10 protein-coding genes and 1 tRNA gene are annotated in these 13,076 nt (G+C 56.0%); 3 read left to right on the top strand and 8 right to left on the bottom strand.

Annotated elements, in window-relative coordinates; translation table 11 throughout:
* Nucleotides 1-104: 104 nt before the first annotated feature.
* The 3 genes from EKM90_RS02225 to EKM90_RS02215 all read right to left on the bottom strand — a co-directional run bounded on the left by EKM90_RS02225 (nucleotide 105) and on the right by EKM90_RS02215 (nucleotide 3,960).
* Nucleotides 105-1,430 carry a dihydrolipoyl dehydrogenase family protein gene (locus tag EKM90_RS02225; RefSeq protein WP_125579426.1) on the bottom strand — a complete coding sequence of 442 codons (1,326 nt, stop codon included), beginning with the start codon at nucleotides 1,428-1,430 and terminating at the stop codon, nucleotides 105-107.
* 68 nt (nucleotides 1,431-1,498) lie between these two features.
* On the bottom strand, nucleotides 1,499-2,428 hold the full coding sequence (locus tag EKM90_RS02220) for an ABC transporter ATP-binding protein (RefSeq protein WP_125579425.1): 930 nt from the start codon (nucleotides 2,426-2,428) through the stop codon (nucleotides 1,499-1,501).
* Entirely contained in the window at nucleotides 2,428-3,960 is a 1,533-nt protein-coding gene (locus tag EKM90_RS02215; RefSeq protein ID WP_125579424.1) for an ABC transporter permease/substrate-binding protein, read from the bottom strand. The genes EKM90_RS02220 and EKM90_RS02215 overlap by 1 nt, the downstream gene beginning before the upstream one ends.
* 143 nt (nucleotides 3,961-4,103) lie before the next feature.
* On the opposite strand from EKM90_RS02215, the gene helD reads away from it, so the two are divergent.
* Nucleotides 4,104-6,389, top strand: coding sequence for an RNA polymerase recycling motor HelD (gene helD / locus EKM90_RS02210; protein ID WP_125579423.1), 2,286 nt, complete (start codon nucleotides 4,104-4,106; stop codon nucleotides 6,387-6,389).
* Nucleotides 6,390-6,453: 64 nt separating this feature from the next.
* Here the strand turns inward: helD and EKM90_RS02205 are convergent, their stop codons facing one another.
* The 4 genes from EKM90_RS02205 to EKM90_RS02190 form a co-directional block, all read right to left on the bottom strand.
* The gene (locus tag EKM90_RS02205; RefSeq protein WP_125579422.1) at nucleotides 6,454-7,383 is read right to left on the bottom strand and encodes a DUF7916 family protein; all 930 of its coding nucleotides are present in this window, start codon (nucleotides 7,381-7,383) and stop codon (nucleotides 6,454-6,456) included.
* A gap of 109 nt (nucleotides 7,384-7,492) precedes the next feature.
* Entirely contained in the window at nucleotides 7,493-8,161 is a 669-nt protein-coding gene (locus EKM90_RS02200) for a CPBP family intramembrane glutamic endopeptidase (protein WP_164507819.1), read from the bottom strand.
* Nucleotides 8,162-8,408: 247 nt separating this feature from the next.
* Nucleotides 8,409-8,481, bottom strand: a tRNA-Thr gene (locus EKM90_RS02195).
* Nucleotides 8,482-8,572: 91 nt separating this feature from the next.
* Nucleotides 8,573-9,217: an HD domain-containing protein gene (locus tag EKM90_RS02190; RefSeq protein WP_125579420.1), complete on the bottom strand. Its 645-nt coding sequence runs from the start codon at nucleotides 9,215-9,217 to the stop codon at nucleotides 8,573-8,575.
* A gap of 109 nt (nucleotides 9,218-9,326) precedes the next feature.
* On the opposite strand from EKM90_RS02190, the gene EKM90_RS02185 reads away from it, so the two are divergent.
* Complete coding sequence (locus EKM90_RS02185) at nucleotides 9,327-9,746, top strand: MarR family winged helix-turn-helix transcriptional regulator (protein WP_164507818.1); 420 nt, start codon at nucleotides 9,327-9,329, stop codon at nucleotides 9,744-9,746.
* Here the strand turns inward: EKM90_RS02185 and EKM90_RS02180 are convergent, their stop codons facing one another.
* Nucleotides 9,747-10,472, bottom strand: coding sequence for a nitroreductase family protein (locus tag EKM90_RS02180; protein ID WP_125579418.1), 726 nt, complete (start codon nucleotides 10,470-10,472; stop codon nucleotides 9,747-9,749). It lies immediately after the preceding gene.
* 47 nt (nucleotides 10,473-10,519) lie between these two features.
* On the opposite strand from EKM90_RS02180, the gene EKM90_RS02175 reads away from it, so the two are divergent.
* Nucleotides 10,520-13,057 carry an excinuclease ABC subunit UvrA gene (locus tag EKM90_RS02175; protein ID WP_125579417.1) on the top strand — a complete coding sequence of 846 codons (2,538 nt, stop codon included), beginning with the start codon at nucleotides 10,520-10,522 and terminating at the stop codon, nucleotides 13,055-13,057.
* Nucleotides 13,058-13,076: the final 19 nt, after the last annotated feature.

Raw genomic sequence — 13,076 nt, 5'->3', positions numbered from 1 at the left:
CGGGCAGGACAGCCTCCGTAGCAAGGCCTGACTGACCGACCCATCTGCAGGCCAGTGATGAGTCGGTCCACTCGCCACTAATTTCTGCGGTCGCCCCATCACACTTATAGCAAGTAGCTCAAATCGCTGGCTTCACTTGGGTAGGCAAAAATCATGGCGGTGACGGCTTTTGCGGTTAAGTGTTGGTTGATGGCCACGGTGAGAACGTTGATCAGGTCTTCGGCGCTGCTGGATACCACCACGGCGCCGACCACTTCATCGGTGGCTTTCGCCTTGATGATGGTGACGCTGGCGTGGGGTTCCAAGGTGCGGTTGTAAGTGTACCAGTGGGTGACATCCTGGGTGTTAACGGCATAATAGTCTGGTGCGGCTTTGGCTTCCGCTTCGCTCAGGCCAACTTGGGCCACTTCCAAAGCGCCATACACCGTGACCGGAATCGCTGGGTAGCTAATGGGCTCGGTGTCACCAAGAATTTGAGCCGCGACATAGCGGCCTTCATAACCGGCGACTGGCGTGAGCTTCGGCTGGTTTTTCGCCACGACATCCCCAATGGCATAGACATGCGGATTACTGGTTTGGAGGTGGTCGTTAACCAAAATGCCTTGCGGGGTGGATCGGATCCGGCCACGATTGAGCATCAGCTGGTCATCTGGGCGCCGGCCCATCGCAGCAAAGACTTGCTGCACATCAAGCGTAAAGTCCGGGGCCATCAGCCGCACGCCATTGCCTAGCGGTTCGATGGCGTCCAAGGTCACATTCTTGTGAAAATAAACATGGCCGGTTTCCATTTCGGTTTCCAAAGCGGTCACCGCCGCAGCTGGGAAGGCGCGCAAGGCGCGGTCGCCGTGCATGATGATATGCACTTCCGCCCCCGCGGCGGCAGCAATGTTAGCCAGTTCCATGCCCACATAGCCGGCCCCGATGAAGGCAATTTTTTGCGGCATTTGCGGCATTTCAAGAAAATCACGACTGGTTTGGACTAAGCTGCTGCCAGGGACATTTGGCAAAACCGGCTGCAGGCCGGTGGCAATAATGATGTCAGCACCCCAAAAGGACTGCTCGCCCACCACAATGGTTTGTTCATCGACAAAATGCGCTTCACCATCAACAACAGCAATGCGTTGGTCAACTAACCCGGCGCGGGTCCCGGTGGGCACCGTTTCAGTGTAGCTAGTTTTAAAGGCCATCAAGTTGGGCCAGTTGATGTCCGGAATGCCAACGAGGCCCGCCCGTGTCATTCGCGCGGCGCGTTTTTTAGCTTGAACCGCACTATACAGCATTTTCTTGGGGTCACAGCCGTAATTCGGGCAGGTACCACCCCATAAGTCGCGCTCCACCACTAGCACCCGTTTGCCGCCAGCAGCCAAAGGATATGCCGCGGCCAAGCCGCCAGGACCGCCGCCGATAACAATGACATCGTACTTTTCCATAGGATCAAACCTCCTGAAAGTCAGCGTTTTTGATGCGTGAAAGGGAGCACACTAATGGGATCTCACAACTATTTCGCCTTCGCCAGATACCCCAACACTTGCGAGGCATTCAACTTAAAGTTACCTGCTTGCGCCGCCACTGTCACGTGTTTACCCTCGGCCAGGGGCGCTAGCACGACTTGCAACGGGGTGTCTTCGGCATAACTACCTTGCTCGGTGGTCGGGGTGCCAAAACTGGCCAGTTCAAAAATCGGCGTTTCAAGCAGTGCCGGCGCCGCGCCGGCGAAGAAGTCCGACACAAAACTGGTGGCGGGGTTAGCGGCTATTTCTTCTGGCGTCGCCACTTGCAGCAACTTGCCCGAACGCATCACCGCGATGCGATCCCCCAACTTCATCGCCTCGTTCATGTCATGCGTGACGAAAACAATCGTGGTTTTGAGCTTACGATGCAACCGCAGCACCATGTCTTGTAGGCTGGTGCGGGAAATGGGATCCAGCGCCGAGAACGGTTCATCCATCAGCACCATCGGCGGCTTGGAAGCCAGGGCCCGGCAAATGCCGACGCGTTGCTGTTCACCACCGGACAGTTCATCTGGCATGCGGTCGCGATATTTCTCCGGGGCGAGGTCGACTGCCTCGAGCATCTCATCCACTCGCTGCTTGATTTGATCTTTCGGCCAGTGTTTCATCTGCGGAATCAGCGCAATATTGGCCCCGACGGTCATGTTCGGAAACAGGGCAATCTGTTGCAAGACGTAACCGATATTCCAGCGCAAATCGCGCAGGTCAGTATCAATCAGCCGCTTATCATTGAAGTAAATATCGCCATCGGTGGGCTCAATCAGGCGGTTGATCATTTTCAAAGTGGTGGTTTTCCCGGAGCCAGACGCCCCGACCAGCACGAACAGTTCCCCTTCTCCAATCGTCAAGGACAAGTCCTCGACCACGGCGCGGCCATCGTAACGCTTAGTGACATGGTCAAATTTTAAGACGTTCATCAGCGCGCCTCCTTGAGCAAGCCATGGGCCTTCAGGTAAGCTTTAGCCACTTTGGCCGCACTTTGCCCTTTCACATTGACTTGGTAATTCATTTCCTGCATTTCGGGTTCCGTGATGCGATTAGCCAGCCGATTCAAGGCTTTGACCACTTGCGGATGCGCTTGGGCAAAATCTTGACGCATCAGCGGTGCGCCGCGATACACCGGAAACAGGTGCTTGTCGTCTTGCAGTGCCAGCAGGTGATACTGCCGGATTTGCGAATCCGTGGAGTAGCCATCGGTGACTTGCACCTGACCGCCATCCAGCGCCTGATACCGCAGCGAGGCATCAAGGGTCTGCACGCTGAAGGTCAGGCCATACAAGCTTTGAATGCCTTTGTACCCGTCTTGCCGCGAGTTAAATTCCAAGTCAAAGCCAGCTTTGAGCGGCGTGGCAAACTGACTGAGCTGCGATAATTTGGTGATCTGGTGAGCCTTAGCAAAATCCCGCTTCACCACCACGGCGTACGTATTATTGTATTTCATCGGCTTGCCCATGGTCAGTTGTTGCTGATTAAGCAGCTTTTCCGCAATCGGATAGCTGTCGGCGCCATTGGCAATAGCCTGATTTTGCTTGGCTGTTGGTTTCACCAAACTGGTGACGACGGTACCGGTAAATTCAGGATAGACATCAATTTTCTTACTCTTCAACGCGTTAAAAAGAAAGCTGGTTTGGCCAAAGTTAGGCTTCAGGCTGACTTTGACCTTGGCGTCCGTTTGTTCAATCAACTGTTTGTACATATTGATCAAAATCTCAGGCTCGCTCCCCAGCTTGCCGGCCACGATAATGGTTTCCGGTTGCGGGGCAACCGCCTGATACACGGCAGTGCCGCCAAAGGCCAACGCCAGCGCCGCCAGTACGCCTACTGACACGCGCCACGGCCACTTTTGCAGTCGGGCGATGAACCAGGAAAACACTAGCGCGAGCAGTGCCGCGGCAATCGCACCGAGCAGCGTCAGGGTCGTGTCGTTGCGATTGATGCCAAGCAAAATAAACGTCCCTAGGCCACCGCCACCGACCAACGCTGCCAGCGTCGCCGTGCCGATAATCAGCACGGTAGCGGTGCGAATACCGCCGATAATGACCGGCATCGCCAGTGGTAGCTGCACCTTCACCAACTTCAGCGGCTTCGACATCCCAAAGGCATCCGCCGCCTCGGTGTATGCTGGATCAATCTCGTGCAAGCCAGTGTATGTATTTTGGAAAATCGGCAGCAAGGCGTACACCACCAGCGCAATGATGGCCGGAGCCGTCCCGATGCCGACAATCGGAATCAGTAAACCCAGCAGTGCCAGCGAAGGAATGGTTTGGAGCACGCCAGTCACCTGAAGCAACGCGCCGGCAAAACGCGGGTGGTTTTGCGCCCAAATTCCCAACGGCACCGCAATTAATAACGCCAGCAGCAAGGCGATCAGCGACAGCTGAATATGTTCGCCGAGCGCTGCCAGCAGGTCGCTGCGCCTGGTCAGGAAGGTCTCCCATAAGTTCTGCATGTTGCGCCTCCAAGGCTTTTATTGATACTTTAATCATAACATAGCTGACAAATCGTAAGCGAACAGCCGTGCGCTGGTCACTTTACTTTTGTGCGCCGGTGCCCTAAACTAGTAGGACGATTTCACCAAAGGAGGCCTTCGCTGTGCAAAATATGACTCAAGCCGAAGAACAAACCCGGGTGGACTGGGTGCGCAGTCGCATCAAGGCCAGATTGGTCGCCATTGCCGATCAAATCGCTAAGGCGCATGCGGAAACCACCCGCATCGAGCAGGCATACGGTGAAGCCACCCGCGTTAACGTCACCGAAATTGATGACCGGATGGAGACCAACGCTGCCGTCCAGCAGCAGAAAACCATGGTTGCCCGCGCGGTGGAAAATGAAATGATTCTCGAAAGCGAGCAAAAGCGGCTCCGGCTCCTTCAAGACAACCCGTATTTCGGCCGCATCGATATCATTCAAGACGGTCAGCCTGACACTTTATACATCGGCCTGGGCACTTTCATCGACAGCGATGATGAGTTTTTGGTGTATGACTGGCGGGCCCCGATTGCCGCCATTTACTACAACGGCACGCTGGGACCAGTCACTTACGCTGCCCCGTTTGGCCCCGAAACTGTGCAGCTGGTCAACAAACGCCAGTTCACGATTCAAAACGGCCACATCACCAATATGTTCGATACCGATGAAACCGTCGGCGACGAGATCCTGCAAGCCGTGCTCGGCGCGCAAAGCGACATCTATATGAAGAACATCGTCGCTACGATTCAGCAGGAACAAAACGATATTATCCGCGACACCAGCCACGACTTGCTCGTGGTACAAGGGGTCGCTGGTTCAGGGAAAACCTCCGCGGTGCTCCAGCGCGTTGCCTACCTGTTGTACCACAGCCAAAGCGGCTTGGATGCGGATCAAATGGTGCTGTTTTCGCCCAATCAGCTGTTTGCCAACTACATTTCTGCCGTGCTGCCCAGTTTAGGGGAAAAGAACATGCGGCAGGCCACCTTAGGCGAGTTTTTGGCCAAGCGTTTCTCTGGATTGCATGTGGAAACCTTGTTCGAACGCTATGAACGCGACTTAAATGGCCTTCCAGCAGCAGCCAAAACCATGCGCCGCTACAAGGAAGACGCCGCCTACTTAACGGCCCTGAAAGCTTACGCCAACACAGCTGGCCAGATTCCGTACTTTGTCGACATCGTCCTGAACGGTGAAGTGTTCTTCGCCGCCAGTACGATTGCCAAAATCTACGCCAGCCAGCCGGCGCAAGCCACCGCAGCCAACAAGTTTCTCGACACCAAAAACACGCTCATTCGCCGCCTGAAAACTCGCATCAAAATGGCGGTGTATGAAGACTGGGTGCAAGACGCCATGGGCAGCTTAAGCGATGAGCAGATTCGCGACTTTTTGCAGGACCGCCGCTTTGACACTGGCGAAGACGAACAGCGCTATATTGCCACCCAGCTCGTCAAGCAGGCCTTCGCCCCAGTGTATGATGCCATTTACAATGACTACTTCTTGGATCCCTACGAAGACTACGCCCGCTTTTTGAGCCAATGCCAGGCGCCGGTGAGCGCAGCGGTGTGGCAAGAGATGATTACCGCTTACCGTCAGGACTTGGAGCAACACGTCTTGCGCCTCAGCGATGCCGCTCCGATTCTGTACTTGCGTGATTTGATTGCTGGCACCGGGCGCAACCACAATATTCAGTACGTCTTCATTGATGAAATGCAGGATTACAGCATGGCCCAGCTGCGCTATTTGCACTTCGCTTTCCCTAAAGCCAAGCTGACCCTGCTGGGCGATGCGCGCCAGGATGTCTTCAGCAGCGACTATGCGCCGAGTGACTTCAGCCACGACATCAAAACCGTCTTTCCGCGCAGCAGCATGCGCCTCATTGCCCTAAACCGCAGCTATCGGTCCACGCTACCGATTACCAACTTTGCCAAGGCCTTTTTGCCGGCCAGCGATCACATTCAAGCCTTCAACCGCGATGGGCAAAAGCCGCAAGTGCTCACCCTACCGCGCGCGGATTACCGCAACGGTCTCATCAAGCAGGTGACCCAGCTCCTCGCGACCAACACGACAGTGGCGATTTTAACCCGGGATATGCAAACCGCCGAGCAGCTGTTCACTACCTTGCAGCTCGATGTCCCAATCACCCTCCTGTCCCCCAATGATCATCAGATGCAAACCGGCTGCGTGATTTTACCGGTTTATCTAGCTAAAGGGCTGGAATTTGATGCGGTGATCGGCTTTGACATTTCAGCTACCACTTACAATCAGCCCGGCGATCGTGATACCTTGTACACCTTGGCCTCACGCGCCCTGCACACCTTGGTTTTGATCAGTTTGGATGCACCAAGTCCGCTGTTAACGGCCCTGGATGCCAGTCTCTACACCCAGCCAACCACGGCGCTCAAGCAGCTCTAACGCAAAAAATACCGGCATCATCCCGTGTGGACAGTGCCGGTATTTTTGTAGGATGGATACCAGACTAACGATTAATCGACCGCGCCATGCGCGAGATGGTGTGCCGCTCGCCGCGAATTGCGCGGCTTAAGGCGTAAAGGTTCTCCAGTGGTGAAACAACGCCCCAGCCGGCATCCCCCATGTGTTGAATGTCGACGCCATCGATTTTGTTACGAATGGCAATCGATTCCACATAGCTGGCGCCGGAGCCTTCCTGCGACGTGCCAATGGTGCTCATCACCAGCGCGTCATGGGCGTGCGCCAGCCGCACGACGGCCTTAATGTCAGCATCATCGAGCCCAGGCACCGTGCCCACGGCTGGCACCAAAATGACATCGGCCCCAGCATCCAGGAAGCTTTGCGTGGCTTCCACGGAGACCACCGGTTCGTTCACGCCAGCGCCGTGCATTTTGCCAGCGATGATCAAACCGTTGAAGACGCGCTTGGCCACTTTGATGTTGGCGGCGATTTGGGCGTTGGTGACGCCGGTGCCGGGATTGCCGGTCAGGCAGACAAAATTCATCCCCAGTTTTTCCGCTTCAATCAAAGTCTTTTCTGAGGCCATCCGCCCTTCCGGAATCACGCGACGATTTTCCGCCATGTCGGCATCAGGATCCACCGGCTCAAGGTTGACACCGATGGGCCGGCCCACCAGCTTCTGCAGGCGATGAATACTTTCGCCATCATGATGCGGCTTGGCCGTGGCCAGTGTTTCTTCGCCGGGATACAGGCCCAAAATCACCGGATTGAACACATCCAGCACATTTAGCAAAATCAGATCCGCCCCAAATGCGGCTGCAATTTCCGCCGTGGTGATGCCATCGCCAGGCTCATGCAGCACCACATTCTCTGACAGCACCGTGCGCCCTTCTGAGGCCTTGATGCTTTGCTTCAATTCCTCACCGTTCATGGCCAATATTTCACTAGTATTGGCACTGATCAAACGTTTTACCATATCAATTCCTCCTTGCGCTAAACCGCTTACAGGTTCGAGGGTACACTTACGAGCCGCCCGGTTCAAGTCTGCCACCCATACAAAAAAGCACCGCAAGCGCGATGCTGGATCATAATAAGGCGGCTAAGTTGTTAAGAAAATGAAGCACCATTGAATAGCGAATATCTTTGGTGTGGGCATACGTTGCGGCAAACACCGCGCCTAAGCCGGCATAAATCAGCCAGTTCAGCGGATCACTGAAGCCACTATGCGCCAGACCAAAAATGATTGCCGACACCAAGCCGCTTAATGCGCGCCAGCGCGTTTGATCCTGATGCGGGAAACAATGCATCAACAGCCCGCGAAAAATCAGTTCTTCCGCGGCCGGGCCGCCGACGCAGGCAATCAACACCATTGCCAAGGGCGCTTGCTGCATTAACTGCAAAAGGGCGCTTTGATTGGCCGGTTCGGCGGTAATGTGCCGCAACTGCAAGTAGCCGCCACCGATTTGAATGAGGATCAACAGCGCCGCCATGAGCACGGTAAAGCCCAAGGTTTGCCGGTCCAGGCGCTTGAGGCCCCACGTTTTCCCTGCCGGCTCCTTAGCTAAGAAGCGTTGATACAGGCGCCAAAGCCCCCAAAGCAATGCGCCAAACACCACGATGAAGACGCCAGCCACTTCTAAGGCACTAGCCTGGCCTTTCGTCATTAGAGTTGGCACCAGCGCCAGCGACTGGGCAAAGGAATAAGCAACAAATGCCAACATCGTCAACAATGCCCGTCCAAGTAGTTTGAGCATGAGGGACCTCTTTTCTACAGCTTCTAGTTGCGCTCCGGTGGGCAACGCGGGAGTGGCTAAAACCGGCCACCCTCCGCAGCCTTGCATAGTTGCGCTCCGGCCACCAACGCCCAAGTGACCAGCTACACCCAATGCCTCGCCGCCAAAAAGCAGCGGCAATGCCTTGGGTTAGGCTGCTCATTGGGCTAAGTACGGTGGCCTCCGCGCCTATATTCAAAAAGACCCGACATCTCTGTCGGGTCTGTGCAGCCGTCTATCGGATTTGAACCGACGACCTCATCCTTACCATGGATGCGCTCTACCTACTGAGCTAAGACGGCATGTCGTTGTTCGTAAAAACAACTGCCTAAACAATATACTATATATATCAGGTGCTCGCAACCCTCGGCCGGAAAATTCCGGCAGAATTTTTTACCGTTCACCTTGCCATTCGGCTTTGAACTCAGCGAGATAGTCGAGCATCACCTGCTGACGCCCAGCGGCCAAGGTTTTGGCGGCTTCTGTGTTCATTTGATCCTTGAGTTTAAGCAGTTTTTCGTAAAAATGATCAATCGTGGTGCTGGTGGTATCGCGGTAGCTGGTCGCATCCAGCTCACAGCGCGGCGGCACGGCCGGATCGTACAAGCGGCGGGCATGGGCCCCACCATACATCAGCGCCCGGGCAATGCCAATGGCGCCAATGGCATCAAGTCGGTCGGCGTCTTGCACCAGCTGGCCGGTCAGCGTCAGCGGCTGATGGCCAGCCAGGTTGGCCTTAAAGCTCATGTGATCGATAATGGCAAAAATGGCTTGTTGTTCTTCATCAGCATACCCCGCCGCGGTCAACGCCTTGCCAGTTCGCGCTTTGGCAGCGGCAACGTCAGCCACCAGTTTGTCATCATAGGTATCATGCAGCGTCGCCGCGGCAATGGCTACTCGCGGATTGGCTGCTGGTGTCTGCACGAGCAGGGTTTTGACCGTGGCCACCACCCGCTTGATATGGTCCAGCCCGTGGCCGCTATGGTCCGCGGCCAGTACCGCCTCGGCGTAGGCCATTAATTGTGCTTCTGGGGTCATCTGCTTACTCCTTCCACTTTCCTTGACGCCTCTTAATTGCTTTCCTTACTGGCAACCGGCTATGCTTAAAGTAGTCAACCGGATCATCAACATAAAGGAAGTGAACTTCATGAAGTTGCGTCATCTTCAAATCAACCAAACCTTGAACCAGTTCACCCGCCTCACCGCCACAGAAGGCGCCCAGGAGCGGCCCTTGGCGCAGCAAAATCTGCTGTTTTGGGTCGCGGCAGAGGACACGCCGCCAACGCCGACCGAGCTGGCTGATGCCATGGGTCTATCCAAAGCCGCCATCACCAAAATGATGGGACCACTGCTCGATGACGGCCTGCTGGAGAGAATCGGCGACCCTAACGATAATCGCAGTTTTACCTTGGTGGTCACCGAACCAGGCAAAGCAGCTGTGCGAGAAATGGCGGAAGCCTATTTCAAGCCGATGAACACGCTCAAAGCCGGCCTCGGTAAAAAGCAATTCAACAAACTCATTGACCTGCTGGATCAAGCCAATGAGGTGCTGATTAATCCCGAGTAATCATTGCGGCAGCTCAAACCCTTGAGCCTTCAAAATTCGACCGATCTCATCTCTTTGATGCAGGTCGGTTTTTGTGTAGGCCAAAAGCATGTCGACGAAGCCGCTATCACGGGCATTCACCGGGCGATTCCGATAATAATCGCGGGTGGTGTTATCATAGTCCTGAAGGGCAGCAGCATCCCAGGTTGGGTATTGATTGTCCCCAACCACCACCGCATGCGGCAGGCGGGGCTTGGGCTGCGATAAGCCTTCTGGCACGCCAACCATCACGCCAAGCAACGGAAAAGTATGGCGCGGCAACTGCAACAGGCTAATCATCTGCCGCGGGTCATTTAAGATACTGCCCAAATAGCACGTCCCCAGTCCCTGCGTTTCGGCTTCACTGACCAGCGCCTGCGCTGCCAACTGGCAATCCGCCGCACCAGCGAGAAATGCCGCCCAGCCGGTTAAATTATGAGCGTCAGCAGCAGGCACCTGCCGCAAGTTGCGGTGGGTATCCAGCACGAACACATAAAGCAGCCCCGGTCCAGCCACAAACGGGCAATGCGTCAGCTCAGCGATGGCCTGTTTTTTGGCTGTATCCGTCACCTTAATCAAGGTGAACTGCTGCAAATAATTGCTCGAGGCGGTTTCCTGCGCGGTGGTCTCAAGCGCTGCCTGTTGCGCGGCACTCGGCGCCGCGGCAAAATCGCGAATACTGCGGTGTTTCAAAGGTTGCTCAGTCATCTTTTGCCTACTTTCACCATCAAATTTATCCACCAAGAAGGGTTTCTATGTCACAGTCTACCACGATTCCAGATCAAATTCGGGTCACTGGCGCGTACGTCAATAACCTCAAACATGTTAATGTGAATATCCCCCTGCACAAGCTAGTGGCTATCACCGGCCGCAGCGGCTCCGGTAAATCATCGCTGGCCATGGGCGTGTTGTATGCAGAAGGCATGCGGCGCTATGTCTCGGCGCTGTCGACTTACACCCGGCGCCGGCTCGGCCAAGTCGGCCATGCCCAAGTCGAATCGATTCAGCATATTCCCAGCGCCATTGCCTTGCGTCAGCGCCCGGTGGTGCCGGGCATTCGTTCCACGGTTGGCACTACCACTGAGGCGCTAAATGTCCTGCGCTTGATGTTTTCTCGTCTGGGATCGCCGCAATGTCCCAATGGCCATCAGGTCCCGCCCACGCTGGCCATTGCCCAAAGCATGGATTTGCCGAATCAGCCTGGCAGTGGCATGGGCGAGATCACCTGTCCCACTTGTGGGGTTAAATTTCAGGCTTTCGGGGCGGAAGATTTTGCCTTCAACTCCGCTGGCGCCTGCCCCACCTGTAACGGCACTGGGGAAGCCAAAACGCTGGCCACGGATCGCCTAATTCCCGACCCCAGCCTGACCATTCGCAATGGTGCCGTCGCTTCTTGGCGCCTGCCCGGCCGCAATTTTATGCCCCTGGTGGCCCAGCAGATCGGCATCGATATCGACACGCCTTTCCAAGACCTGCCCAAAAAGCAGCAAGACATGGTTTGGCACGGCACCAAACGCACCTACTCGATCAATATTCCTAGTAAATCCGGCAAGATTTTCCACATGGACAATGCCATGTTCGAAAATGCCTTCAACGCCGTGGAAGACTCCATGGCGACGACCACGAACGAGCGCGCCATCACGCGGCTGAATCGTTTCTACCGCTTCGATGTGTGCCCCACTTGCTACGGCACGCGCTTCCGGCCGGAGCTGCTGCATCAGCTGATTGCCGGCAAGACCATTGCCGATGTTTCCGCCATGACGCTGAGTGACCTTCAGGCGTTCATCCCCAAGATTTTCACCTGGTTGCCCGAGGACATGCAGGCCTTAGCGCATGATATCATCCGTGAATTAACCACGATTTTGCAGCCACTGCTGGATTTGGGACTGTCTTACCTGCAGCTCAGTCGCGCCGGCGCCAGCTTGTCCACTGGTGAGCTGCAACGGATTCAACTGTCGCGCACGCTACGCACCCAAACCACCGGCGTCCTCTATGTGCTTGATGAACCGTCGATTGGCTTGCACCCCGCTAACGTGGCCGGTTTGATTGCGGTCATGCGCGGCTTGGTCGCACAAGGTAATTCCGTCGTGGTAGTTGATCACGACACGGCCATTATCGAAGCCGCTGATGAGGTACTTGAAATTGGCCCTCGCGCCGGCGCCGCGGGAGGCCGTCTGATCAATCAAGGCCCACCTACCGCGATCGCCAAGGCGCCGCACTCCTTGATCGGCCCGTATCTCACCGGCCAAGCCGACTTGATTGTGCGGCCGACTGCCCAGCGCGCCACCGTGGCCGCCAAAAAGTGGTACGGCGTCACCGTCACTGACCGCTTCAACTTGCACCATCTCACTGCTACCTTCCCGGTCAACCAGCTTAGCGCCGTGTCCGGTTTTTCCGGGGCCGGCAAGTCGACGCTGGTGTTTGATGCGCTAGTCCCGGCTTTGACGGCGACGAAAACCAAGCCCGCGCCCAGCTTTGTCCAGAACTTGCACCGCGGCGGACTGCGGCGCGTGGTCGCCATTGATGCCAGTCCCGTCGGCAAAAATGTGCGCTCAACCGTGGCGACTTACACCAACATTCTCGACCGCCTGCGCGACCTTTTCGCCAGCCTGCCCGCCAGTCAACAGCGGGGCTATACCGCCAGCAACTTCTCCTATAACGTGGCTGCTGGCGCCTGCCCGACTTGTGGCGGTACCGGGCAAATCAGTTTGGACATCCAATACCTGCCAGATATGCAGCAAGTTTGTCCAACCTGTCGAGGCCAGCGCTACAACCCCGAAGTACTGGAGATCAAGTGGCAGGGCCAATCCATTGCGGATCTGTTGAACCTGGGCGTCGATGAGGCCCTGCCAGTGTTCGCCGACCAACCCGCGATTGAACAAACCTTGCAGACGCTCCATGACATGGGGCTGGGTTATTTGCACCTCGGCGAAAGCACCCCGAGTCTCTCCGGCGGCGAGGCCCAGCGTCTCAAGCTCACGGCTCACATGGGGAAAAGCCAAAAAGGCACGCTATTTGTCTTCGATGAACCCTCTGTCGGTTTGCATCCCTTGGACGTGGCCACCTTGCTGCAAGTGTTCCAGCATTTGATCGACGCCGGCGGCACGGTGCTCACCATCGAACATGACCTTGATGTTCTGGCCAATGCCGACTACCTGCTTGACCTCGGTCCTGAAGGGGGCCGCTTCGGCGGTGAAATCGTCGCCAGCGGCACGCCGCAGGAAGTAGCCCAGAGCAAAGCCGGTCACACCGGCCAGTACCTTGCCGCTCACCTCGCGCATTTTGCCAAGTGATTACAACAAAAAAGTGTGC

Origin of the sequence: Lacticaseibacillus suibinensis (assembly GCF_003946175.1) — a bacterium.
GTDB classification, from domain to species: Bacteria; Bacillota; Bacilli; order Lactobacillales; family Lactobacillaceae; genus Lacticaseibacillus; species Lacticaseibacillus suibinensis.
Note: the sequence above shows the minus strand (reverse complement) of the source record. Positions and strands in the feature narration are given on the sequence as shown.